The sequence below is a fragment of the Achromobacter sp. FW305-C-13 genome, assembly GCF_058783475.1.
The window spans coordinates 1,050,218-1,075,679 of sequence record NZ_JBYSYN010000002.1; the positions used below are offsets into that span (position 1 = coordinate 1,050,218).

The 25,462-nt window shown below is 65.4% G+C and carries 18 protein-coding genes; 14 read left to right on the forward strand and 4 right to left on the reverse strand.

Going from position 1 to position 25,462, the window contains the following annotated elements; genetic code table 11:
• Nucleotides 1–40: 40 nt before the first annotated feature.
• From AC3WMU_RS16140 to tssJ, 3 genes are all read right to left on the reverse strand, one after another.
• Entirely contained in the window at nucleotides 41–820 is a 780-nt protein-coding gene (locus tag AC3WMU_RS16140) for a DotU family type IV/VI secretion system protein (protein ID WP_006226597.1), read from the reverse strand.
• Between the two features lie 16 nt (nucleotides 821–836).
• Nucleotides 837–2,183 carry a type VI secretion system baseplate subunit TssK gene (gene tssK, locus AC3WMU_RS16145; RefSeq protein WP_088589392.1) on the reverse strand — a complete coding sequence of 449 codons (1,347 nt, stop codon included), beginning with the start codon at nucleotides 2,181–2,183 and terminating at the stop codon, nucleotides 837–839.
• A 65-nt stretch (nucleotides 2,184–2,248) separates the two neighbouring features.
• On the reverse strand, nucleotides 2,249–2,866 hold the full coding sequence (gene tssJ, locus AC3WMU_RS16150; RefSeq protein ID WP_427959020.1) for a type VI secretion system lipoprotein TssJ: 618 nt from the start codon (nucleotides 2,864–2,866) through the stop codon (nucleotides 2,249–2,251).
• 254 nt (nucleotides 2,867–3,120) lie between these two features.
• On the opposite strand from tssJ, the gene AC3WMU_RS16155 reads away from it, so the two are divergent.
• The 12 genes from AC3WMU_RS16155 to AC3WMU_RS16210 all read left to right on the forward strand — a co-directional run bounded on the left by AC3WMU_RS16155 (nucleotide 3,121) and on the right by AC3WMU_RS16210 (nucleotide 19,993).
• Nucleotides 3,121–3,723: a tetratricopeptide repeat protein gene (locus AC3WMU_RS16155; RefSeq protein WP_488704059.1), complete on the forward strand. Its 603-nt coding sequence runs from the start codon at nucleotides 3,121–3,123 to the stop codon at nucleotides 3,721–3,723.
• 73 nt (nucleotides 3,724–3,796) lie between these two features.
• Nucleotides 3,797–4,312: a type VI secretion system contractile sheath small subunit gene (tssB, locus tag AC3WMU_RS16160; protein WP_006226593.1), complete on the forward strand. Its 516-nt coding sequence runs from the start codon at nucleotides 3,797–3,799 to the stop codon at nucleotides 4,310–4,312.
• Nucleotides 4,305–5,801 (forward strand): type VI secretion system contractile sheath large subunit, encoded by a 1,497-nt coding sequence (gene tssC / locus AC3WMU_RS16165; RefSeq protein ID WP_006226592.1) that lies wholly within the window; start codon nucleotides 4,305–4,307, stop codon nucleotides 5,799–5,801. Before tssB ends, tssC begins: the two co-directional genes overlap by 8 nt.
• Nucleotides 5,802–5,846: 45 nt before the next feature.
• Nucleotides 5,847–6,350, forward strand: a complete 504-nt coding sequence (locus tag AC3WMU_RS16170; protein ID WP_006226591.1) for an Hcp family type VI secretion system effector — start codon at nucleotides 5,847–5,849, stop codon at nucleotides 6,348–6,350.
• Nucleotides 6,351–6,417: 67 nt separating this feature from the next.
• Nucleotides 6,418–6,903 carry a type VI secretion system baseplate subunit TssE gene (gene tssE / locus AC3WMU_RS16175; RefSeq protein ID WP_006226590.1) on the forward strand — a complete coding sequence of 162 codons (486 nt, stop codon included), beginning with the start codon at nucleotides 6,418–6,420 and terminating at the stop codon, nucleotides 6,901–6,903.
• Nucleotides 6,904–6,954: 51 nt separating this feature from the next.
• The gene (gene tssF, locus AC3WMU_RS16180; RefSeq protein ID WP_492282651.1) at nucleotides 6,955–8,793 is read left to right on the forward strand and encodes a type VI secretion system baseplate subunit TssF; all 1,839 of its coding nucleotides are present in this window, start codon (nucleotides 6,955–6,957) and stop codon (nucleotides 8,791–8,793) included.
• Nucleotides 8,757–9,848, forward strand: coding sequence for a type VI secretion system baseplate subunit TssG (tssG, locus tag AC3WMU_RS16185; RefSeq protein WP_454677755.1), 1,092 nt, complete (start codon nucleotides 8,757–8,759; stop codon nucleotides 9,846–9,848). The genes tssF and tssG overlap by 37 nt, the downstream gene beginning before the upstream one ends.
• A gap of 20 nt (nucleotides 9,849–9,868) precedes the next feature.
• Complete coding sequence (gene tssH / locus AC3WMU_RS16190; RefSeq protein ID WP_492282652.1) at nucleotides 9,869–12,565, forward strand: type VI secretion system ATPase TssH; 2,697 nt, start codon at nucleotides 9,869–9,871, stop codon at nucleotides 12,563–12,565.
• 17 nt (nucleotides 12,566–12,582) lie between these two features.
• Nucleotides 12,583–15,282: a type VI secretion system Vgr family protein gene (locus AC3WMU_RS16195; protein ID WP_492282653.1), complete on the forward strand. Its 2,700-nt coding sequence runs from the start codon at nucleotides 12,583–12,585 to the stop codon at nucleotides 15,280–15,282.
• A 2-nt stretch (nucleotides 15,283–15,284) separates the two neighbouring features.
• Nucleotides 15,285–16,226: a DUF4123 domain-containing protein gene (locus AC3WMU_RS16200; RefSeq protein WP_280026721.1), complete on the forward strand. Its 942-nt coding sequence runs from the start codon at nucleotides 15,285–15,287 to the stop codon at nucleotides 16,224–16,226.
• Complete coding sequence (locus AC3WMU_RS16205; protein ID WP_006226584.1) at nucleotides 16,223–19,372, forward strand: T6SS effector BTH_I2691 family protein; 3,150 nt, start codon at nucleotides 16,223–16,225, stop codon at nucleotides 19,370–19,372. The genes AC3WMU_RS16200 and AC3WMU_RS16205 overlap by 4 nt, the downstream gene beginning before the upstream one ends.
• A 12-nt stretch (nucleotides 19,373–19,384) precedes the next feature.
• A complete protein-coding gene (locus AC3WMU_RS16210; protein ID WP_280026383.1) occupies nucleotides 19,385–19,993 on the forward strand; it encodes a hypothetical protein in 609 nt (202 codons plus the stop codon).
• A gap of 39 nt (nucleotides 19,994–20,032) precedes the next feature.
• On the opposite strand, the gene AC3WMU_RS16215 is transcribed toward AC3WMU_RS16210, so the two are convergent.
• Nucleotides 20,033–22,552: an isoleucine--tRNA ligase gene (locus AC3WMU_RS16215; protein WP_492282654.1), complete on the reverse strand. Its 2,520-nt coding sequence runs from the start codon at nucleotides 22,550–22,552 to the stop codon at nucleotides 20,033–20,035.
• A gap of 486 nt (nucleotides 22,553–23,038) precedes the next feature.
• Between AC3WMU_RS16215 and AC3WMU_RS16220 the strand changes: the two genes are divergently transcribed.
• A complete protein-coding gene (locus AC3WMU_RS16220) occupies nucleotides 23,039–24,088 on the forward strand; it encodes a hypothetical protein (protein ID WP_280026387.1) in 1,050 nt (349 codons plus the stop codon).
• Complete coding sequence (locus AC3WMU_RS16225; protein WP_492282655.1) at nucleotides 24,085–25,434, forward strand: hypothetical protein; 1,350 nt, start codon at nucleotides 24,085–24,087, stop codon at nucleotides 25,432–25,434. Before AC3WMU_RS16220 ends, AC3WMU_RS16225 begins: the two co-directional genes overlap by 4 nt.
• Nucleotides 25,435–25,462 lie beyond the last annotated feature (28 nt).

Here is a 25,462-nt window from a genome sequence, read left to right on the forward strand (position 1 = left end):
CGCGCGCCGGAAGGGACGGGGGCGTGTTGTGCGGGGCGCGCTAGGGCAGCGATATCGTCAGATGCGCCGCGCGCGGGCCCAGCTTGACGATGTCGTGATAGGGCGCCATGGCGGTCTGCATTTCCGTGTTCAGGAAGTGGCCGATACCCAGGAATGCCAGCAGGCCCATCAGCGCAAACACGGCCATGATCGACCACAGCGGCACGTCGCGCTTGAGCGTATGGGCAATCTTGTCCGGCAGCGGCCAGTGCGGCGCGAAGCCGGTGCGCTTGCCGCGCAACAGCGCGATCTCGTCGCCCAGCCGCGCCGTCAGATAACCCAGCTTCTCCTGGCCTTCGATCAGGTACTTGCCCTGAAAGCCCAGCAGCAGGCACATGTAATAGATCTCCAGCGATTGCAGGCGCGGCGCGCCTTGGGCGCGCAGGTCTTCAAGCCGGGCAAAGAAGTTCTCGCCAGCCAGTTGCTCGCCGAACAGGGTCAGCTGCAACGGCTGCAGCATCCACGTATCGCGGATGGCGAAGCGGGAGTTCAGCACCGTTTCGTCGACGGCCGCGCAGAACGCGTACTTGGTGGCGTACACGTCTTCAGCGGGGATATCCATCTTCTTGGCGGCGCGCTCGTAGTCCGCCAGGAACTGTTGCACGCGCGCGGAGAAGGCGGCCGCATCAGTGGGTTCCTGCCCGCTCTTCAACAGGAACAGCATCAGGAAGCCGTCGTACAGCAGGTCCAGCAATGACTTGGCGGGGCGGCTGGCGTGGAAGTCGGCAGCACGGGGAGGCAGTGTCGCGCCGGGCATCAGGGAGGGGGCGTCAGCGGTCATGGCGATGTCGTTCCTGTCAGCGGGTCACTGCGATCAAATCCAGCTTGAGTTCGGGAATGCCTGCGGGGGCATAGATGGCGATGCTGCGCGCTTGCAACATGCGGTCGTACAGCGAACCGCGCGTCTGCAAGGCGAAATACACGGCCCCCGGCTTTACCGGCACGGCGGGCGGCACTTGCGGCGTGTAGCTCAGCGGCACGCCGGGCATGGCGGACAGCACCAGCTTGTCGACGTCTTCCGGCGCGCCCACTTTGAAGCGCATGGGCACGCTCTCGGCGAGTTCGGCGGCAGGCATCGCCGCTTGCACGGCCAGATAGAGCGACGTCGTTTCGTCGAGCTTTTCCGAATCCAGCCGGCCCATGTGGAACGATGGCCTCAGTTCTTCAAGCACGATCGAGAAGTAACGCGTGGAGATCACGGTTTCAAGCAGGTCGCGCAGGATCTCGTCCATGCGGGCGAACGCGGGCCCAGGCGCATCGTGGCGATACACGGGCAGGTCGGCCAGTGTGTGGACCTTGGAGAACGTCATCAGTGCACCGGCCAGCCGCGCGAGTTCCTGGAACAGGCGTTCGGGATGCAGCTGCGGGTGATGGAACAGGTGCGAAAGCGTCGCGTAGGCTTCGTTTGCGGTGTGCAGCAGCCAGAACGACGCAACGTCGCCCGAGCGGAATTCAATGATGTTCTTGCTGGGCTCGCGATGAAAGCCGTAGAGCGCGTTGACCTTGGCCTGCAACGCGTCAAGCAGGCGGCGCAGTTGCTCATGCAGCGCGCCGGAGGCCGTCAGCGACAGACTGGGGGCGATGAACGTGGTGTCCAGTTCATACCCGGCGCTTGCCGTGCGCCGCACGCGCGCGACGGGAATCGCCAGCAGTTCGTCACGCGGTTCGAATTCGGAGATCAGCCGCACGTCCTTGCGCAGGAAGGCGAGTTCTGCGGTCGTGGCGCCCGTGTAGAGATCGGGCGCGGGCGTGTTGTTGTGCGTGTAGCGCGTGTCGAAACTTGCCGCTGCCTGGCCATCGCGATAATTGCCGCCGATCGCCTTCAAGGGATGGATCGCCAGATAGAACACCGCTTCGCTCACGCCGTCCAGCGCCGTCAGCGCCACGGGCGGCGGAAGCTCATCGCCGTGCGGCGCGTTGTAGAGCTCGCCATCCGGAAACACGGCGCTCATCTCGGTCGCGCGCAGCATGCCGTTGGCCAGCGCCGACGCATCGAAGCGCGCCGCGCGCAGGCCCCACGCATACGGATGCAATGCGCGGGCCATCTCGGCCAGCCGGTCTTCGTGATACGCGTCCTGCCGCTGGAAATGCTGCGGTCGCAGGAACAATCCCTCGCCCCAAAGGACTTTGGCTGAGTAACTCAAGTTGGCGCTCCCTCTCTTGTCTTTCTATGTCTATATATAGAAGGCGGGCGGCCGCGCAGTGCGCGTCAACCGGGACACTGCACGCCGGACAGGCGCGCGGGATCATAGGTTGGTATGCCCGCCGGCAACGTGGGTTTACCCGTGGCGACCGTCAGCGCGCACGCATGCGCGCCCAGGACGATGCCACTGTCTTCCACGCCGTCGACCTTGAATACGTACTTCCAACGCATCGGCGCGGGGGCATAGAACAGCCCTGCGATCGCGATGTAATCCGCTTGCTTGGGGACTTTTTCCACGCCCTCGTAGCGCTGTCCTGGCGTGAGCGTGAGCTCGCGCGAACCCAACAACGTTTCACCTAGCGCCGCTTTCTCTTGCGCAGTGTCTATCAATTGCGTGAGCGGTGCACGTTGGAATTGCTCAGGATTCTTCAGGTAGTATATTTTTGTAACGACAGCCATCGATTGCCCGCTGCTGGCATTCAAATTTTCTCCGGCGTGTATCGCCAATTTCACTTCCACAGGCGCGTTTTCCTGCTTTTTCAAGCCCGCCATCTCCATCGCATTACCCGTCAAACCGGCCACTGCGCCGATAGCCGAAACGGCCGCACATCCAGTAATGGCGGTGCTTGCAAGCGTGCAAGCAATCACTGCGAAGAAGCGTGATAAATGGATATGTTTGGACATGGCCCTTTATACCGGAACTGTGTGAAGCAATACAGATCGCAGCATGATGAATGCAAATTCGACGCAAGTAACATGAAGACACTCGCTGTAGCGCTGTACTAACAAAAGGTTGTTGAAATACGGCCCCTAGTTACAACCTTGCTAGGTGCTTAAAAATGCCCTTTTCCCGCCTCGTTGTTCTTGCAGGTGTCGTTGCAGTAATGGCCGGCTGTGCATCGGTAAAACCGCAGTCGGAAGCGGAATTCAAACAATCCATGGATGCGGCGCAAAAGACGCTGGAACAGAAGGGATCCGACCAGGCTGTCGCGCAGTTCGAAGAGATCGCGCAGCGCAATCCGTCCAAGGGAGAACCCTGGTCTTACATCGCGAAGATCCGGTTCGACGAACAGAAATACGGCCAGGCCATCGTCGCCGCCGATGAGACGCTGAGCCGCGACCCGCAGGATTTCGTCGCCAAGACCGTGCGTGCGGTGGGCGGCCTGCGGGTGGCGATGCAGTCGCTGGCCGACCTGCGCGCCGACGCGCTGCTGGCCGGTAATGCACGCGCCGATGCCGTGGCGCTGGCCGCGTCGATGCGCGAGACCTTGGGGCAGGACGTGTTGTTCCCCGAAGGCCGCCGTCCGCCGCCGCCGCGTCCCCGCCAGCCGCGCAAGGTGGAACCCGCCACGCCCGTTGGCGCGGCGCAGGATGCCGGCGGGGCAGCCCCCGCATCGCAAGCCGCATCGTCCAGTGCGGCGCCCGCAACCGTTCCCGCAGCACCGCCAGCGGCCCAGCCGTCAGCGCCCAAAGTCCCCACCCCGCCCGCCCAGCAGCCTAATCGCGCGCCGAATCCGTTCGGCGACCTGCTTACCAAGTGATTCGCCTCGGCGTGTGCCGCGCCATGCGGCGCACGCTTGACCGACAGACACGATCCTTTGCACGGAGCCTTCCATGGCCAAGAAAGAAAGCGTTCAGAAACGATTGCAGAAAGTTCGCCCGCCGCGCGTTCAGCTCACGTATGACGTGGAGAAGGGCGACGCCATCGAACAGAAGGAGCTTCCCTTCGTGGTCGGCGTGGTGGGTGACTTCAGCGCGCAATCCGAAGCCGAGTTGCCGCGGCTGAAGGACCGCAAGTTCGTCAACATCGACGTCGATAATTTCGACGACGTGATGCGTGGATTGGAGCCGCGCGCCGCGTACCGCGTGAAGAACAGCCTGACCGAAGAGGGCGGCACGTTCGGCGTGGACCTGAAGTTTCGGTCGATCGAGGATTTCCGTCCGGAGGCCGTCGTGCAGCAGGTCGACCCCCTGCGCGAGCTGCTGGACATCCGCACCAAGCTGGCCGATCTGCGCAACAAGCTGGCCGGAAACGACAAACTTGAAGACCTGCTGGGCGAAGTGCTGACCAGTACGGAAAAGCTGCAACAGCTGACCAGCGAGACCGACAAGGGAGGCCGCAATGAGTAATTCCGCCGCCGCGCAAAACACCGCCGCCGCCACCACGGCCGATACCCAGAGCGGGCTGCTGGATCAGATCGTCGAGCAAAGCCGCGTGGCCAAGTCCACGGCCGAGCACGACCGCGCCAAGGACATCATCGGCGAACTGGTGCGCGAAGTGATGAAGGGCACCGTGGTCGTCTCCGACAACCTGTCGGCGATGCTGGACGCGCGCGTCGCCGAGCTGGACCGCCTGATCTCGGCGCAGCTCAGCGAAGTGATGCATGCGCCCGAATTCCAGAAGCTCGAGAGCACGTGGCGCGGCCTGCACTACCTGTGCCAAGAGACCGACACCAGCCCGATGCTGAAGATCAAGGTGCTGAACACCACCAAGCGCGACCTGGTGCGCGACTTCCAGACGGCGATCGATTTCGATCAAAGCCTGATGTTCAAGAAGGTCTATGAAGAAGAGTTCGGCACCTTCGGCGGCGCGCCGTTCGGCGCCTTGCTGGGTAACTTCGAGATCACGCGCCAACCCGAGGACATGTACTTCATCGAACAGATGTCGCACGTGGCCGCGGCCTCGCACGCGCCGTTCATCGCCTCGGCGTCGCCCGAGCTGCTGGGGCTGGACAGCTTCGCTGACCTGGGCCGTCCGCGCGACCTGGCCAAGGTGTTCGACACCGTGGAATACACCAAGTGGCGCAGCTTCCGCGACTCGGAAGATTCGCGCTACGTGGGCCTGACCATGCCGCGTTTCCTGGGCCGCCTGCCGTATGACCCCGTAGAGGGCACCACGGTCGAAGGCTTCAATTTCGTCGAGGACGTCGACGGCACCGACCATTCCAAGTATCTCTGGTGCAACGCCGCATGGGCGTTCGGCGCGCGCCTGACGGCCGCGTTCGCGGACTTCGGCTGGTGCGCGGCGATCCGCGGCGTGGAAGGCGGCGGCCTGGTCGAAAACCTGCCCACCCACACCTTCAAGACGGACGACGGCGAAATCGCGCTGAAGTGCCCGACCGAAATCGCAATTACGGACCGCCGCGAAAAGGAATTGAGCGACCAGGGGCTGATCCCGCTGGTGCATTGCAAGAACTCTGACTATGCGGCCTTCTTCGGCGCCCAGTCGGTGCAGAAGGCCAAGAAATACAACACGGACAGCGCCAACGCCAATGCGGTGCTGTCGGCGCAGTTGCAATACATCTTTTCGGTCTCGCGCGTGGCGCATTACCTGAAGGCGATGATGCGCGACAAGATCGGCAGCTTCGCGTCGGCGCAGTCCGTAGAGAGTTTCCTGAATCGCTGGGTGTCGCAGTACGTGCTGCTGGACGACAACGCGACGCAGGAGCAAAAAGCGCAGTTCCCGCTGCGTGAAGCTTCGGTGCAGGTGGCCGAGGTCCCTGGACGTCCCGGCGTCTTCCGTGCCGTGGCGTTCTTGCGGCCGCATTTCCAGCTTGACGAACTCTCGATCTCGTTGCGCCTGGTTGCCGAATTGCCGGCCCAGGCCCAGAAATCCTGAGCGTCATTGCACTGACAACTCATCCATTAAAAGAGGTTATCAACAATGAAGGACATCTACGTCAAGTTCGGCAATCCGGCGCTCAAGGGCGAGTCGCAAGACAAGGACCACCCGGATTGGATCGAAGTCAGTTCGTGGCGCCACGAGATCATCCAGCCGCGCTCGGCCACCGCCTCGACCTCGGGCGGCCATACCGCTGAGCGTACCGAACATGGGGAAATGGTCTTCACCAAGGACCTGGACGTCGTCAGCCCGCTGCTGTATCAGCACGCCTCGGGCGGCACCACTTTCGACGAAGTCACCATCGACTTCCTGCGCGCCGACGGCGAAGGCAACCGCGTCAAGTACCTCGAGATCAAGCTGAAGTACGTGATCATCGCCCGCGTTGCGCCCGAAGTGGTCGCCGAAGGTCTGCCGCACGAGTCGTTCTCGCTGAAGTACGCCGCCGTGCAGTGGAAGTACACGCAGCAGAAGGTTGGCGGCAACCAGGGCGGTAATGCCCAGGGCGCCTGGAGCCTGACCAAGAACGACAAGACCTACTCGGTCTGATCGCTGCTGCATCGGCAAGAAGACCGCGGCCCGTGCCGGGTCGCTGTCTTTTTTATTTGAGGCCCCGATGAAAGGATTCGAACCGAGTCTGTTCGACAAGCTATTCGAAGGAGAGGGCCAGTCGCCCTATGCGTTGCGCCGCCTGTCGATCGAAGAAATGAAAGAGACGGTGGCGCGCGACATCGAGGCCTTGCTGAACACCCGCATGGTGTTCACCGAGGAAGACTTGAGGCGCTACCCGAACTGCCAGCGGTCGTTGCTGACGTACGGGCTATCCGACTTTTCCGGATTGAGCCTGGCGAGCCACTACGACCGCGAGTTCATCTGCCGTTCGCTGGAACAGGCGATCGCGCGGCACGAGCCCCGGCTGACCCATGTGCGGGTGATGCTACAGGTCGACAGCCGGGCGACGTCGGTGCTGTATTTCGCGATCACGGCCATGCTGGACGTGGGGCCAGCCCACGAGCCCGTGACCTTCGACGCGACATTGCAGCCGTCGACCTTGCAGTACTCCGTGACCAAGGGTTGGGCCAAGAGCCCGGCCACGGTCTGACGCATCAATCCGTAGTGCAGGTGCACTGGCGCGCTGGAAGGGAAGACAACAATGGAAGAATTGCTGCCTTATTACGAGCGCGAACTTGGTTTTCTACGCAGTTCGTCGCGCGACTTCGCCGAACGATATCCGAAGATCGCCGCCCGTCTCGGGCTGTCTGGCGAGACCTGCGAGGATCCGCACGTCGAACGCATGATCGAATCGTTCGCATTGCTGAGCGCCCGCATCAACAAGAAGCTGGACGACGACTACCCCGAATTCACCGAGGCGCTGTTCGAGGTGATGTACCCGCACTATCTGCGGCCGTTTCCGTCTTGCAGCGTGGCCCAGTTCGACCTGGGTGGCGCGGGAGCCCAATTGACCGCGCCTGTGCGCATCGCGCGTGGCACGGAGTTGAAATCGCATCCGGTGCGCGGGGTGGCGTGCCGGTTCCGCACGGCCTATGAGGTGACGCTGGCGCCCATCGAGGTGCAGCGCGCCAGTTTCGTGTCCAGCGCCAACGCGCCGGCCACGGCCAAGCTGCCTGCGGGCGTCACCGGCCGGTTCTCGGTCACGCTGGGATGTCAGGGCGAAACCCAGCATTTCGGCCTGCCTGGCGTGGACAAGCTGCGGGTGTACCTGCATGGCGAACCGTCATTCGTGGCGGCGCTGCGCGATGCGCTGTTCCTGCGCACGGCGGCGGCATATGTCGAGTTGCAGCCGGGGCGATGGGACCGCCTGCCCGCGATTCCGCTGGCGCAGGTCGGACTTGCCGAGGACGATGCTCTGATCGATTTTCCGGCCAGCTCGCATCCGGCTTATCGGCTGCTGGCCGAGTACTTCGTTTTTTCCGAAAAATTCAATTTCGTCGATATCGACCTGACCGCGCTGCGCCCCTATCTGGGCACGGCGCGGCAGTTCACGCTGCATCTGCCGGTCAGCGGGTTGCGCGCCGATTCTAATACCGCGCGCCTGCTGGAGTCGACGACGGTGGACAATCTGCGGCTGGGCTGCACGCCGGTGGTGAACCTGTTCACGCAGCGCGCCGACCCCATCCGCGTGACGCATGCGGCCGCTTCGTACCCGGTGGTGGCCGACGCGCGGCGCGCTTTTGGCTACGAGGTCTATTCGATCGACCGCGTGCGCCAGGTGCGCCAGAACGCGCAGGGCGACGCGGTGGTGGACTTCCGGCCGTTCTATTCGCTGCATCATGGCGAGTCGCCGGAGGCCGCCGGCCATTACTGGACGATGCGGCGCGATGCGGCCATGGCGCAACGCAGCCCGGGCTACGAGACCGAGATCTCGATCGTCGACATCGATTTCGACCCCTCCGTGCCGCAGACCGAAACGCTCAGCCTGGACCTGACCTGCACTAACCGTGACCTGCCTTCGCACATCGCCGTGGGCCAATCGGGCGGCGACCTGTTCCTGGAGGGCGGCACGGTGGCGCGCGCCATCCGCATGCTGCGCCGGCCGACGAACTCGCACCGGTTCCAGCAGGGCCGTGCCGCGCACTGGCGGTTGATTTCGCATCTGGCGCTGAACCACTTGTCGCTGGTGCAAAGCGGGCTGCCCGCTTTGAAGGAAACCTTGCGCCTGTACGACCTGTCCGGGTCGGCCGTGGCCGCGCGCCAGATCGAAGGGCTGGTGGGCCTGGACTACAAGCCAGCCACGCACTGGATGCCTGGCGAGCCTTTCGCAACCTTCGTGCGCGGCATCGAGATCCGCCTGACCGTCAATGAAGACCATTTCGTGGGCACCAGCCTGCACACCTTCGTGGCGGTCATCAACCGATTCTTCGGCCTTTACGTGCACGCCAACAGCTTCGTGCAACTGGTCGTGTTGTCGCGCCGCGGCGCAGAGGAACTACTACGATGCCCTCCATGCAACGGCGACGCCATCCTAGCGTGATGGATACGCTGCTGGCAGAGCCGCAGCGATTCAAGTTCTTCCAGGCGGTGCGCTTGCTCGAGCAATGTTTTGCTCGCCAGGAGCGGGGCGGCACGCGGCACACGGTGCCCGTGCATCTGCGCTTTCCCAATTCGCCGGGGCTGGGCTTTCCCCCCAGCGAAATCGTCGATGCGGTGGCGTACGACAAGAACGGCGAGGTGCTGGCCGACGAGGCGGCGCGCAAGGCCGCCGTGGCCGAGGGGCGGCTGGGGCGGGTGGACCTGACCCCGGCGTTTTTTGGCCTGCTTGGGGCGCAGGGCGCATTGCCGCTGCACTATTCCGAAATGCTGGCCAATCGCGAGAGCCTGCGGCGCGACCGCGGCGCGCGCGCCTTCTTCGACATCTTCTCGAACCGAGCGGCGGCGCTTTTCTATGCGGCCTGGAAAAAGTACCGCATGCCATTGCGGCACGAAACCGAGCAGGACCATCATTACCTGCCGCTGCTGCTGGCGCTGGGCGGCATCGGTCACCCCGCGCTGCGCGACCGCCTGCACAACGGCGCCGGCCGGGTCTATGACGAATCCGTCGCCCACTACGCCGCGGCGGCGCGCCAACGGCCCGTGTCCGCGCCTTTCCTGCAACGCGTGCTTCAGGATTACTTCGGCGTGCCCTTGCGCGTCGAACAGTTCGTGGGGCGCTGGTACGACGTGCCGCCGCAGAATCGCACGCAACTGGGGCACCCGGGAGCCGTGCTGGGCGTGTCGGCGCTGGCTGGCGACCGCATCTGGCAGCGCGACCTGCGCATCCGCCTGTGGATCGGGCCGCTGTCGCGTCAGGCGTTCGCGGACTTCCTGCCGGGCGGCGAGCGTGCCCAGGCGTTGGAGAAATTGCTGACGATGTTCGGCGGCATGACCTTCGAATACGAGGTACGGCTGGTGCTGGCGCGCGAGAGCGTCACCCCCAGCCAACTGGGCGAAGGCGGCGAGGTGCGCCTGGGCTGGAACTCGTTCCTGTGCACCGGCCCGGCTGACGCGGACCGCGACGACGCCAGCTACGAACTGCACACCATTCACTGATCCATCAGACATAGAGACTCATGGCTACACCGCTGAAGACCTTGATCGGGAAGTTGAACCAGACGTGCCGCCAGGCTGCCGAACGCGCCGCCAGCCTGTGCATGGCGCAAGGCCATTACGAGGTGGATCTGGAGCACCTGTTCCTGGCGCTGCTGGAAAAGCCGGCCAGCGACGTGAGCATCATCGCGCGGCGCTGCCATATCCATACCGACGCGCTGGAAGCCGACCTGAAAGCCGAGATCGGCCGCTTCAAGAACGGCAACACGCGCACGCCGGTGTTTTCGGCGCATCTGCCCAAGTTGTTCGAGCACGCCTGGCTGATCGCGTCGCTGGACACGCAGACGACGCGCATCCGCTCCGGGCACCTGTTGCTGGCGCTGCTGACCGAACCTGACCTGGCGCAACTGGCCCGGCGGGGGTCTACCTTGTTCGAGTCGTTCCGGCTGGATGAACTCAAGCATGACTTCGCGGCGCTGACGGAAGGGTCGGAGGAGGCCGGGCAGGCCGTCGCCTTCTCCGATGGCGCGGCGTCCCAAGGCGAGGCCGGGCAGCCGGCGCCGGGGCTGACCCAGACACCCGCGCTGGACCAGTACACCACCAACCTGACCGAACGCGCCCGCGAAGGCAAGATCGATCCGGTGATCGGCCGCGACGCCGAGATCCGCCAGATGATCGACATCCTGACGCGGCGCCGGCAGAACAATCCCATCTTGACCGGCGAGGCGGGCGTGGGTAAGACCGCCGTGGTCGAGGGCCTGGCGCTGCGCATCGTGGCAGGCGACGTGCCGCCGGCCTTGGCCGACGTGACGCTGCGGGTACTGGACATGGGTTTGCTGCAGGCCGGCGCCAGCGTCAAGGGCGAGTTCGAAAACCGCCTGAAGAACGTGATCGACGAGGTCAAGAAAAGCCCGTCGCCCATCATCCTGTTCATCGACGAAGCCCACACGATGATCGGCGCGGGCGGGCAGGCGGGCCAGAACGACGCGGCCAACCTGCTGAAACCCGCGTTGGCGCGCGGTGAATTGCGCACCATCGCCGCCACGACGTGGAGCGAATACAAGAAGTTCTTCGAGAAAGACGCGGCGCTGGCCCGCCGCTTTCAGGTGGTCAAGGTGGAAGAGCCCGACGAAGGGCTGGCCGCGTCCATGCTGCGCGGCATGGCGCCGCTGATGGAGCGGCATTTCGGCGTGCGCATCCTGGACGAGGCCATCAGTGCCGCCGCCCGGCTGTCGCATCGCTACATTACCGGCAGGCAGTTGCCCGACAAGGCGGTCAGCGTGCTGGACACGGCCTGCGCGCGCGTGGCCCTGGGCCGCAGCGCGACGCCCGCCTTGATCGACGACGCGCGCCATCGCCTGACCCGCCTACGCACGGAACAGGCGGCGTTGCGCCGCGAGGCCGCCACGGGTACGCCGAACGCGCGCCTGGCTGAACTGGACCAGGAGATCACGACGGTCGAGCAGACGTTGGCGGACGCCGAAGCGCGCCATGCGGCCGAGACCAGTCTGGTGGAACGGATCCACGCGTTGCGAGGCGAGCTTGAAGCTCAAGGGCAGGACGCGCCGGTGGCCGAGGCCGCGGCGCCGTCCTCGTCGCGGCGCAAGGCGGTCGCGCCAGCGCTGACGCCGGAGCAGCAGCGGTTGGCCGGATTGATGGACGAACTGCGGGCATTGCAGGGCGAGCAGCCGCTGGTGCCCGCCTGCGTGGACGCCCAGATCGTGGCCGAAATCGTGTCGGCGTGGACGGGCATCCCGCTGGGACGCATGGTCAACGACGAGATCCGCACGGTGCTGCAACTGCAGCCGATGTTGGCAGAGCGCGTCATTGGCCAGGACCACGCCTTGCATGCCATCGCGCAGCGCGTGCGCACCGCGCGCGCGGGCCTGGAAGATCCGGACAAGCCCAAGGGCGTCTTCCTGTTCGTGGGGCCGTCGGGCGTAGGCAAGACCGAGACGGCGCTGGCGCTGGCCGACATCCTGTACGGCGGCGAGCGCAAACTGGTCACGATCAACATGAGCGAATACCAGGAAGCTCACAGCATCTCGGGCCTGAAGGGGTCGCCGCCGGGCTACGTGGGTTACGGGGAAGGGGGCGTCCTGACCGAGGCGGTGCGGCGCCAGCCCTACAGCGTCGTGCTGCTGGATGAAATAGAAAAGGCCCACCCCGACGTGCTGGAGCTGTTCTTCCAGGTGTTCGACAAAGGCGTGATGGACGACGCCGAGGGCCGCGAGATCGACTTCCGCAATACGCTGATCATCCTGACGTCCAACGTGGGCTCCAGCACGATCATGCAGGCGTGCCTGAACAAGCCGGCCGACGAGCGCCCCTCGCCTGACCAGTTGTCGGAACTGCTGACGCCGCAGCTGTACAAGGCGTTCAAGCCCGCCTTCCTGGGCCGCATGAAGACCATCCCCTATTTCCCCGTGGACGACGACGCGCTGGCGCACATCATCGGGCTGAAGCTCGGACGCATTGCGCGCCGGGTGCAGGCCACGCACCGCGCCGTATTCGAATGGGACGAGGCGCTGGTCGAGGCGGTGCTGGCGCGTTGCACCGAGGTGGATACCGGGGCGCGCAATGTGGACCATATCCTCAATGGCGCGTTGCTGCCCGAGATCGCTGAACAGGTGCTCAGCCGTATGGCGCAGGGCGAAACCATCGCCAAGATCCGCGTGGGCGCGGGCAAGAACGGCGACTTCCGCTTCCGCATGAGCTGACCAGAGGAGACGCCGACATGGCCCTTGAACTAGCCGCCGCCAGCCTGTTGGGCGCAGGCTTCACCCAGGCCGATCGCCTGCTGGACCTGAGCACACCGCTGGGCCAGGACAAATTGCTGGCGGAGCGGCTCTACGGCACCGAGCAACTGAGCGACGGCGGCTTTGTCCTGCACGTGGATGCGCTGTCCGACGATGCGCACATCCCGCTGAAGTCGCTGATCGGCCAGCCGGTGCAGGTGACGCTGCAGACCGCCTTGGGCCGCGACGAACACCGTGCCTGGTGCGGCCTGGTGTCTGAGGCCCGTTTCGACGGCGCGAACGGCGGCTTTGCGCGTTATCGGCTGCGCATCGAACCGTGGCTGGCGTTGCTGCGCGAGCGACGCGACAGTTACGCGTTCCAGGACTTGTCGGTGATCGAGATCATCGACAGCGTCTTTGGCGACTACAACGGCCAGGGTGCGGTGGCGCCGCAATGGCGCTGGGAAGTGAAGGACCGCGACGCCTACGCGAAACGCAGCCTGACCATCCAGTACCGCGAGTCCGACTACGCCTTTGTCGAGCGCTTGCTGGCCGAAGAAGGGCTGTTCTATTGGGTCGAGCACGAGGCGGGCGAGGGCGAGCCCGGCGGGCATACCGTCGTCATCGCCGACCACACCGGAGCGTTCGAAGCCGGCCCGCAAGAGAGCGTCAAGTTCCAGCGCGCCGACGCGACCGAGACCGAAGACACCATCCAGGCCTGGCGGCAAAGCCGCACCTGGCGCACCAATGCCGTGCGCCTGGCCACTTGGGACTACCGCGCGATGCAGGCCCGCAAGGCCAGCGCCCAGGTCGACGACAAGCTGCCCAACGCCATGGAGCTGGCGGACTCCGATTACCCCGGCCAGTATCTGTTCGAGGACGGAGATCAAGGCGACCGGCTGGCCCACAACGCGCTGGCCGCGCAGCGCGTGCGCCAGGCCCTGCATGAAGGCGAGGGCACCGTGCGCACGCTGGCGGCGGCGCAGCGCTTTACGTTGACGGGCCATTGGGGGCCGTCGCAAGGCGCTGGCGCGGATTTCGTGGTGCTGCGCATCCACCACGAAGCGCGCAACAATTTCGACGAGAGCCTGGGGCGCGCGGTGGCCGACGCGCTGGGCGCGGCCGGCGAGTCCCAGGACGACAAGGCGGACTTCTACCGGAACCGGTTCGAGGCAATTGCTGCCTCGCTCGAGTACCGGCCCAGTACTTGGGATGGCCACGGCGCGCGGCTGCATCCGCGCCCCACGGTGCATGGCGCCCAGACCGCGCTGGTGGTGGGCGCGGCCGACCCGGTGCATACCGACCGTGACCATCGCATCAAGATCCAGTTCCATTGGCAGCGCGGCAGCGCATCCAGCAATCGCCAGGATCACCCGGCGGGCGCGGACAATGCACCGGCCAGCGATGCGCTGGGCACCTGGGTGCGTGTCGCCGAGCCGGTGGCCGGGTCCGATTGGGGCGGCCATTTCGTGCCGCGACTGGGGCAGGAAGTGCTGGTGCAATTCCTGCATGGTGATATCGACCGCCCGGTGGTGGTGGGCGCCTTGTATAACGGCGCGGGCACCGAGAACGCCGCGAATAACCAGGTGCAGGGCGGGGCCGCCAAGGCCACCGGCAACGCGCCTGCCTGGTTTGCGGGTAGTGAAGCGGGCCATGCGCACAATGTCGTGATGTCGGGCTTCAAGACGCAGGCCCTGGCCGAAAGCGGGCGGGGCATGGGCGGGTTCAACCAGCTGGTGCAGGACGACACCCCGGGGCAATCGCGCCTGACCGCGTCCACCACGCAGGCCGAGGCGCGGTTGAACCTGGGGCACTTGAAGCAGCAGCGCGATAACGAACGGCTGTCTGACCTTGGCCACGGCGCCGAGTTAGCCACAAGCGAAGCCCTGGCGCTGCGGGCAGGCGAGGGCTTGCTGATCAGCGCGGACAAGCGCGAGGGCGCTGCCGGCGGTTTGCTGGACAGCGAAGAGGCCATCAAGCAGATGGAAAAGGCCATCGAACAGGCGGGCGAGCTAGCCGCCACGGCCGTCCGCCAGGAAGCCACGCTGTCGGGCGATAGCGACAAGACGCGCGCGTTGAATGAGCTGGACGCGGTGCGCAAGGTGATCGAGGGCACCAAGGCGGAGGAATCCGTCACGGTGCCTGCCTATACGCAGCCGCACATCCAGGTGAGTGCACCCAAAGGCATCGGCCAGTACACGCCGCACAACGCTTTCACGGTAGCCGGCACCACCTTGTGCCAAGTCGCGCCCGACGTGAACTGGGCCGCGGGCGCGAACCTGGCCATCTGCGTGGCGCAGGGCGTGGTGCTCTTCACCAAGGGACTGGGCGGCAATGGCCGCGCGGTCGAGGAACAAGGCATCCGTCTGCACGCCGCCGGCGGCAAGTTGCGCTTGCAGAGCCAGAAGGCGCGCATGCGTCTGGCCGCGGAAAAGGCGGTGACCTTGGTATCGGCGCAAGGCGCCGTCGATGTGAACGCGTCGAAGAAAGTGCTGGCCACGGCGGCGGGCGCCTATATGCGCATCGAGGGCGGCGGCATCCAGCTGCATGCCCCGGGCAAGGTCGAACTGAAGGCGGGTGTGCATAACTGGGTGGGGCCGCAAAGCGGAGCAGGACCGGCCCAGCCGCCGCAGGGGGATATGGAAGGCTGCGCCGCGGCGCTGGAAGACGCGGCCGGCAGCGGCGCGTTGGCGGCGTGACGATGGACGTAACGCGGCATAACCCCACACCCTGGACGGCTCGCGCCGAGGATTGCGTCGAGCGGGCGATCGCAGGCTTGCGCGCGGTGCTGGACGGGCGCCGCGACCGGCGCGTGCTGCTGTTGTGCGACTCGACGCTGGCCGACCCGCTGGCCGACGACATCGCCGCGGCGGGGCTGGCCCGGCGAGAGGTCGATCTTATTTCACAAGGCGCGACCGCGCCGCCCTTGTATCTGGCCGAGGTGCCCGACGAAATCCGGCATGAGCGCCTGGTCAACGCCAGCATCAGGCTGGCCATCGACGAGGCCATGCGCCCGGCGCCGGCGGGCAAGCGCCCGCGTTCGATGTCGGCGTGGCTGGCCACCGACCTGCCCCTGGCGGAAGTGGCGCAGCGCCTGGTCCTGCGTGCGCGCTTGCGCGATGCGCAAGGCCGCGTGCGCATCCTGCGGTTCTGGGATCCGCGCACGACGCAGTATCAAAGCGAGCTCTACGCCGGCACGGCGCCGGCCTCGTGGATACCGGGCGCAACCTGGATGACCGTGGACGGATTCGCGCGATGGCAAACGCTACCGGATACGCCTGGCCCGATGCAGACGGTCACGCCGGATTGGCCGCGCCTGGCGCGTCTGGGCCGCATCAACGCCGTGCTGCAACGGCTGAATGCGGACGGGTTGCGTGTCGGTCCGTCGGTGCTGGATGCGGTGCGCCAGGCGCTGGACGCCGGCGCGGCATGCGGCATCGATGACGATGAGGACGTCGCGCTGTTCGCGGCATGGCGGGTACGTCTGGATGCGCCACTGGAGCGCGCACCGTCGTTTGCGGCCTTGCTGCGCGAGGTGCAGGAAGAGGGCGGCCGGTTGCGCAACGCGGCCCAAGACATGGATGACGAAGATTGGGAGCGCTTTGCGCAGGAAGCGCAAACGCGGGAGGACTTGCAAGCATGACTGACTACGACGCGCTGCCCTGCAAGGGCAAGTTCTGCGGCCGCCCCGGGCTGCCCATCCTGCCGATGCGGATTGCCTACGTGCCGGGCGGCAAGAACGACCTGCCCGACGGCGTCTACCTGGATACCGAGCTGTACTACGACACCATGCGCCAGGGCGCATACATGCTGCGCGCGATCACGGCCGGTTATGTGTACATCTGGGATCCGCGCCGCAGTTACGGCTGGCGCGCGTTTGCGGCGACGGCGACGGGCCAGATGAAGGAAGTGCCGGTGGATGACGACGACCGGCCGTCCCAGCAGCCGACGTTCACCTGCACGCGTGAAGGGCATGGCCTGGAATCCGCGCTGATCAACGTGGAGGCGCCGGCCAATGCGTCGCGCCCGGTGTGGGTCGGTTATTCGCGCGTATGGTGGACCAGCGATATCCGCCGCAAATTGTCGCGTGACAAGAACTGGCGCAACAAGGTCATGCTCGAGCTGGACGCCCAGGCCGTGTGGGGTGGAGGCTACCCTAAAGCAGATTCCGGTTACCGCGTCGCGGAAGATGGCGCGAACTTGGCAAAGCACTCCATCGAATTCCGCGATGCACCAGGGGCCGCAACGCTGTTTGCCAACACATTGATGCCGGCCGTCAGCGTGTTCGGGGGAAAGGCCGCGGAAATGGCGCGAAAGATGCGCCAGATGACGCCGAAGGGTGGCGTCGTGCTGGCGCTGCGCGACCCGGTGGGGCTGCTGGCCGACATCTCGATGTGGCGCAACAAGCGCATGGGCGAGCTGGCTGAGTACCACATGGATGCGACGCGTCTGCGTGAGGTGGGCGTGGCGCAGATCATCAAGGGTCTGCAGAAGCAGATGGACGTCGGCGGCGAAGAAATCAAGCGCATGCGGGAGCGCATCGACATTGGCAAGGTCGACAAGACGCTGAATGACAACGTCGCCAACATCAACCGCATGAAGGGCCTGATCGAGGGGGCTGGCAGGGACTGGGCATGGTGGTATGGTCGTGAGACGTTCTGGCTGACGCTCAAGACGTACTCGCCAGAGGATGCGGCCGCGGGGGTCTGCCTGGAAGACGACATGGCCCTGTGCGTGGATGGCGCAGGCGCAGTGCAGAGCGAGCACAAGGCGATCGACGACTCGCTGAAAGACGACGATGCGGACGGCATGTACGAGGCGATGTGGCGGGGGCTTGCATCGAACGACGGCGAGTTATTGGCGTTTCTGCAAAAGGAGGCCAAGGGCAAGCTGTCGAAACAGATCTCGAGCGTCCGCAAGATGATCAAGAGTTACAACGATTGGCTGAAAAAGCGCAGGGCGGCTGCGCAGGCCAATCCGATTCCGCCGGTGCGTACCTCGACCGGCGCCATCGGCCGCTTCATGTCGACCCAGTTGTTGCGGTTGACGTTGTCGCGCGAACCCATTGCGGAACGGGTCGCCGCACGTGTGTCGCTGACCATGGCTGCGCGCATGAATACCGTGATGGTGGTTCGAACCCATACGACGACCATTCCCCGTTTTATCGCGGACATGCACGAGATCGTCTGGGAGCCGAATCCGAAATCCATGCTGGTCGGCGGCGGCGGCGGTGTGACTGCGACGCAGCATATGCAATCGGGATGGATCGGCACGCAGTCCGAGGCAAGCCGGCCCGTGACGATCAACTACCTCATCCCGGAAGAGGTGGACGCCCAGCTCAACACGGCTTCCAACGCGGCCTCCAACACGCACCCTCGCCCCGGAACGGCTTCAACGCCGCCGTTGGGGCTGCCCGCGCCGCCGACGGTGCTGGCCTTGCCTGCGCCGACGATATCTCCGATGGCGGGGCTCATCAAGTGGGCCCGGTCGCGCGATGGCGCCAACGCCGGCGCGACGGGCGTCATGGCGCTGGTGGCGATTTATTCGTCGGTGTCGGACTTGAGAGCGGCACAGGTGGCCGAAGACGGGAAGAAGGAACGCAAGGCCTGGTTCGGAATTACCTCGGGCATGCTGGGCGTAGGCAGCGTGGCGATTGAGGTCACGGCCGGCGCGATTGGCGCGCGCCTGGGCACGAACACGGCGTTTACGATGAACCTGCAACTGAACTTGCGCCTGGCGACGTTCAGGACCGCGGGCGCGGTGTTTGCCACGGCCGCGACACTGGTGGACAGCACCAACAATGCGCTCAGCGCGATGGATCAGTACGACGTGCACAACTACGAGGCGGGCGGCGCTTACGCTACGTCCTCCGCGTTTCTGCTGATGTCTGGCTTGACCAGCGTGGCGGCGGCCGTCATAGCCGTCGGAGGCGCCTTCAGCACCGCAGGAGTAGCCGCTGGCGCAGGCGGGTTCGGGGGCGCGATGGTGGGCCTGACCAGCGGCGGGTCGGTACTGCTGGGTATTCCCGTGTGGGGCTGGATCGCATTGGGCCTTTGCCTGCTCGCCGCCGGTCTGTACTTTAAATTCTGGGGTGATAGCGCAACCGAGAACGAACTGGAGGTCTGGTATACGCGTTGCTGCATGCGGTCCTCGGAGTACGAGGGTGTGGCGGGACGCGAACTGTATCCCACCCGGATGGATGAGCTGGATGACTTCAACCGGGCGGTGTTCGGTGTGCGCGTGTCCCTGCAATGGTACGGATTCACGAGAGGTGAGATCCTGGGCCGGGACCGGGTGGTGCTGGAAGCCGTCTTGCCTGGCTATACGAAAAACAGTGACTATGCCTATAACTTGAAATTGATCGGCCCGCGCGTCAGCGCGGTGGTGTCCAGCAAGGGGTCGATGCGCGCCCAGGATCCCGATCTGCAGCCCCACACTTCCGAGTACCACTGGGAGCAGGGCCCGGCGCCTAAGGAGGGCCCGTTGGAAAAGGTGGACCGATACGTCGATCAGATGAGCTCCCGTCCTGGCTGGACTGATGTCTGGCGCTGGATCCGGAAAGACCGGAGCCAGGCGATAGAATTTACCAGCAAGCCTTGGGATGAGGCGGTGCAATTCGTGCCGCATAACGGGTATGCGGTCTTGAAAACCGAAGTGCTGGTGGACAACGATCTGTTCACGGAAGCCTTCCTCAAGATCGAGTATTGGCCCGATCCGGAGCGCATGCCGGACATTCGGGCGCTGCCGTTGGGAGGCGGGGGAACCAACGTCGTGAAATCGGATAATTGAACAGGGTGATACATGAACAGCAACGAAGGAATCCAGGCGGCGGTCTACACCCGCTGGCATCAGCTGTCGGTGCCATTGGCCTTCGCGTTGGCGGCCGGCAGTTTCATGCTCGTGGTGCTGAACCGCGGCCCGATCGGCCTGGCCGCCGTGCTGGCGGTACTTGGCCTGCTCGTGCCGCCCTTGGTGGCCTTCAAGGGCTTTCCCACCCGCAACGCGGTCAAGGTGACGCCGGACGGGCTGGAATTCTCCCGTCGCGGGCCGATCGCCTTTGCTGATCTGAAAAGCTGGGGCACCGACGACTACCTAAAACTCATCCGCCCGGGCCTGCCTACGGTGCTGGTGAGCCCGGTGGATCTGCCTAGCCGCGAGCGCTTGCTGCGCGACTTCGAACAGGCGCTGCAGGCGTGGCAGAAGCGGCAGCCGGCCGGTACGGCCGCGGCGCGCCGCACGCATTTCTACGGTTCCACCGCCGGCCGTCTGGTCGGGCTGCTGATCACCGCGCTGGGTGCCGGCTCGGCCGTCATGGCGCTGAGCCAGCGGGAACCGTCGATCTCGCTGGCCATCGTGGGCGGGCTGGGCGCGTTGTTCGGCCTGGCGATGCTGTTCGGCAAGCGGGGCTGAATCCAGAGCCTTTCACCCCCGCGCCCAGGCCTTTCTCGGCTAGGACAGGGCCTCGCTGACGGTACCCTGCACCGCGGCGCAACGCGTGCACAAATCGGTATCGTCCGACACGGACGGCTCATGCTTCCTGCAGCAGGCGCATGCATGCCAGCTCGTGGGCGTGAAGCTCACATCACCGCCGTCATCTGACCGGTCATCGGGGAAGACCGCCGCGGCGCCCAGAACGTCCGCAAATGCGCCAAGCCTTGCTGCCTTCGCCTGCGACCACGTGACGTTGACCTGGGCCGCGCCCTTGACCCATTCGTCCCGGTTGGCTTCCACCCAACGGTTGAGCGTGCCTTTGAGTTCTACCGCTTCACCATAGGCTGCAAGCGTCGCGGCTTCGTTCTCTGCGACAGGCAAGGGCACGTCGGCAAGCGTGGCCAGCAGCACGCTATCGCCCTGTTCCGCGCCTGCTGCGCGCAGGTATTGAAAGACCTCCTCGCAAGAGTAGGGGAGCACCGGCGTCAGCAGGCGCACCAATGTGCGCACCACCAGGCCAAGCACCTGCTGCGCCTGACGCCGTCGGGGCGCGTCCGGCCGGTCGCAGTAAAGGCTGTCTTTGACCGCCGGAAAGTAATCGCTGGATGCGCTTTCCGCGTAGCGCAGCAGATGGGACACGGCCGCGGCAAAATCATAGCGGTCGGCCGCCAGGCACACGTCGACGCCCAACTGGCGCAGCAAGGCCACCTGAACCCGGTCCAACGGGTGCGACACGGGCTGCGTCTGCCAATCGAAATCCTGAAGGTTCTGCAGGCAGAAGCGCATGGTGTTGCGCAGCTTGCGAAAGCGCTCCTTGGTCAGCGCAAGCGCCTCGCCCGAGAACTTCAGTTCGCGCGTGAAGTCCTGCTGCAATGTCCACAAGCGCAGCACATCTGGGCTCAGGGTCTTCAGCATCTGGTCCAGCGGCTGGTAGTTCTTGCTGGACTTCGAGAACTTCTGGCCCGTGCCGTCCACCACGAAGCCGTGGGTCACGACCTGCTTATAGGGGGCGCCGTGGCCGGCCGCCGCGCACGTCAGCAGCGAAGACTGGAACCAGCCGCGGTGCTGGTCGGAGCCTTCCAGGTAGACGTCGGCCGTGCGGCCGTAGCGCTGCATCAGCACCAGTTGATGGGTCACGCCGCTGTCGAACCAGACGTCCAGCGTGCGGCGGGGGCCTTCGCTTTGCCAGGCTTCCACGCCTTCGGTCGCGACGCGCGCCGCCAGCCGCAGGTCATCGGGGTCGGCCGGATCCACAAGGGGCGTTCCCCACAGCCGGTTGCGCGAGACGCACCAGGCTCCGCGCCCGGCCAGCATGCTGGTGAGCCGTTCGCGGCCTGCGGCGGGCACGAACTCCACGTCGTCCAGCGCGCGTAGCGCCTGTTGCCGGGTATCGGCCAAGTCCAGGAACCACTCTTGCGAAGCGCGAAAGAACACCGGTGTCTTATGGCGCCAGCAATGCGGATACTCGTGCTCCAGGGTGGACACGGACACTACGAAGGGCGCCACGCGTTCCAGCACGTGGGACCTGGCTTGAGTCAGGTCCATGCCTTGCATGCCCGCCACGACAAAGCGGCCATGCTCGTCCAGGTATTGCTCGACGGCCAGGCCGTACGGCTCGCAGACGCGGAAATCATCGGTGCCGAAGGCCGGCGCCATGTGCACCAGCCCCGTGCCCGCCCGGCTCACGAAATCCGCCGGCAGGACGGGCACAGCGTCTCGTGTGTAGGGGCTGACTACCGTCGACCCCGCCAGGTCGACGTCGGGCAGTTGCTCGTCGCCGGCCTGGCGCAGCCGCACCCGGCTCCGCGTGCCGTCGCTGGCGGCGACATAGCTCAGGGCCGGGTTGTAGGCGACGGCCTTGTTGGCCGGCAGCGTGTACGGCGTGGTGGTCCATACATCCAGGAACAGATCCTCGTGGCCCACAACCGGAAACAGCACGACCAGGCTGTCGCCGACCTTGGTTTTGTATTCGACCTCGGCTTCGGCCAGCGACGAGGCGCATGCCGGACACCAATGCACGGGCCGCAGCCGCCTGACGGCGCCGGGCAGCCCCTGGAACACCTTCGCTGCGCCCGACTCGAAGCCGGGCGCCATGGTCAGATAGGGCTGCTCCCAGTCGGCGGCCACGCCCAGGTCGCGGAACTGAGCGGTCTGCAAATCCACCTGCGAGCGGGCGTAGGAGCGGCAGGCCGCCACGAAGGCCGGCGGATCGTCCTTGCCATGGCCCAGACGTTCGACCTCCAGCTCAACCGGCAGGCCGTGGCAATCGAAGCCCGGCACATACGGCGCGAAATAGCCTTGCAGCCGTTTGAACTTCACTACCGAGTCCTTCAGGCCTTTATTGACGGCATGGCCAAGGTGCAAGCCGCCGTTGGCATAGGGCGGCCCGTCGTGCAGCAGGAAGAGCGGGCGCGCGCCTTGCGTGCGATGCAGGCCGTCGACGACCGCCTTGCTCGACCAGCGCCGCAGGGTTTCCGCCTTGTCAGCGTGGGTGGTGGCCAGCGGGAATTCATGCTTGAAGAGATTTAGCGTGTACATGTTTCGAGTCCAGAAATGCAAAAAGGGCAGCGTTCTGTACGCTGCCCTTTGGAAGGTGAGGTGCGAAGGTGGGGCTTAGCCGCCCAACGTAATTCGCCCCCGACGCCCAATGGCAGCGGAGGTGCGAATAATCACGATCGACAGGAATCTGGACACGGGTTTTGGCTGGTTGGCGTGTTGACGTTGTGGATTCACTCTAGCACAACATCAAGACCCGAAACAAACGCAACAATAATTTTCGGGTTCCGCACCGCCGTCGTTGCCGGCGCAGCTTGCGGCTGGATTGGCGGGCGGCGGCGGTGGCCCGCGCCATTGCTGGCGTTCTGGCCGTGGCGTGGGTTTGAAGCGACAGCACGGGCCCGCCGGGATGCGCGCCGCCCAGTATCGGGCCATGTTTCAGCTTGCCAAGCAGGCATTGCGATCCGGCCCTGAATCAGTAGTATGCCGGCTCAACGATCCGATTCCGCCTTATTCAAGGACCGCTCCATGATGTTGCCGCGACCGCGACTTGCCCTGTCCGCCCTGGCCTTTTCGCTTGCCTTGTCCGGCTGCGCCACCCAGCCATTCTCGAGCACCGAGGGCACCATGGACGATCCGCGCTATGCGCAGCTGCTGGATCTGATCGATGAAGCGCTGAAATCGGACATGGCCGTGGTGCTGGTGGCCGATCTGACGCCGCACCCTACGCTGGGCGACGCGCTGGCCATGACGAAGTACACCACCCGCGTGATCTGGATGAACGAAGCGGCGCCGCAAGTGACCTTCAGCCGCAGCTTCCAGACCAATTCACTGCAGAAGGACACCAAGACGCCCCTTCTGTTCAATTCGTTCGAGGTGCATATCCTGCCGCCCGGCAAGTATCTGCTGACCGGCGGAGACGATTACAAGCTGAATGCGTTGCTGGATGAAGTGGGCGCGCAGAGCGGCCCGGTCGGCTCGGGCCGCGGCGCCAACGGCACGTCTTATCTGTCGCCGGAACTCTATCGCGAGTTCTACAAGCAGACCAATTGGCACGATGCCAGCTACGGCACACAGACGGGGTCGCGAACGGTCTGCACCGCCGTGCATGCGGCGTCGGGCGCCTGCGTGAGCTGGGGCGAGCAGCAATACAGCCAGACGACCCAGACCGGGGCTGCAGGCTACCGCGAAGATACGCAATATCGCGACATCCCCGCCATCAAGATCCAGTCGCGCATTCCGCCCAAACAGGCGTTGGCAAGCTTCACGCTCAAGGCCGGCCAATTGGTGCTGAGCCAGCGCATGCATCTGAAGACGCCCAGCTACAAGTACCGGCAGTCCGCCTGCCGCGCAGTCGAGGCCAAGATGATCGAGTGCCCGCTTGAGGACATGACCGTCTACACCCGCCCGGCGCCGATGGAGTTTTCGCAGAAGCTTATCGCGCGGCGCAAGAACGTCAGCGCGGAACATCAGCAGCTGTTGGCCAAGCTCCAACCCATGCAGATCACGACGCTGGGCAAGCAGGGCATGGAAGACCCGGTCTGGGGTGTGCCGGTGTCGCTGCGCAAGGGAAAATGAACGAAGCCGGGGGCGGTGATCCGCGCAAGCGCTGGCGCGAGCAGCAGCGGGCCCAGCGTCTGGAACAAGCCGACGATCAGCGCGCCGCGTTCGACGCGCAGGCGGCGCGGCAACGGGCGTGGGCCGAACGGGCACGGCAGCCGCCGGCCCTGGCCCGTGTGGCATGGCAGGGCCTGACGCTGCGGGTGGTGAACCTGGCGCAGGCCCAGACGCTTCTGAGCCGGATCCGCGATACCGACAATGCCGCGTATTACACGCTGCTGGATGAGGCCGCGGCCGCGTTGCTGCCCGACATCGCTGGCGAGCAGTGGGTGTTCCTGGTGGCCGACGCGCCGGTGACGGCAACGACTTTGGACCTGCCCGCGCAACTGCCGGACCATCCGGTATTGCGAGTGGCCGGCTGGGTGTTCACGGCCGGTCTGGATGCCGACGTGCTGCGTGTCGGCAACGCGGCCAATCCCGACCTGGAAAACGGTGAATCCGAGGCCAATATCGGGCCTGATGCCGGGCCTGATACCGGGCCTGACACTGGGCCCGACACCCGGTCTGGCACGATGGTGGTTGCGTTGGGCCCGGCACGCGCCGGACTGCTGATGCTGCCCGCGGGACGGCACGCGTTCACGGAAGGGCTGGATGCCACGACGCTGCTGTGCCGGCACTATCGGTGCCAGGTGCTGGTGCGTGGCGCCTTGCGCGCAGATTGCTTGATTGCCGCAGGCGGTGACGTGTACTGCACTGAGGCGCCGCGTATCGCCCTGCTGGCGACCGATGACGCCGACCGCAATCGCAGCCGCGTCATGTCGCGCCCGGGGCGCAGCTATCGCTTTCATCCGCCCACGCATGCGCTGGAGGACATCGTGGCGCCGCCCTGGTTGCGGCGCGATGCGCGTGGCCATGCGCGGCTTGCCGCGCGCCTGGCGGATCTTGCCGATGCGCAGGCCTTGCTGCGCCCGCGCAAGGCGATCGATGGGGTGTATGACGGCTTCACAGCCGAACTCGAGCAGGCCATGCAGACGCTGTCGGCGTTGCTGCGCACCGCGGGCCCGGCGCAGCTATCTGTGAGGTTCGGGCCCAGCCCCTCGAACCACGCCCGGTATTCCGAGAATGCCGCAGGCGCGCGCGAGCTGGTGCGGCAGATCGATCATTCGGAATATGTGCGTATCAGCGCGACGCAGCCGGGCGCGGGCGGGGCCATTGCGCTACGGGCGGAACAGCTGAGCGCACCTGTGCGGGATCGTCCTGTGCGCGATGCCCGGCCAGAAGACGACGACCCCGAGGCGCGCATGATCAAGCTGGCCTTGCGCGACGCAATCGCGCGCCTGCTGGCGCACTACGGTCCGGCGTAACCGGTTGCGGCAATCCGGACTGCGTGTT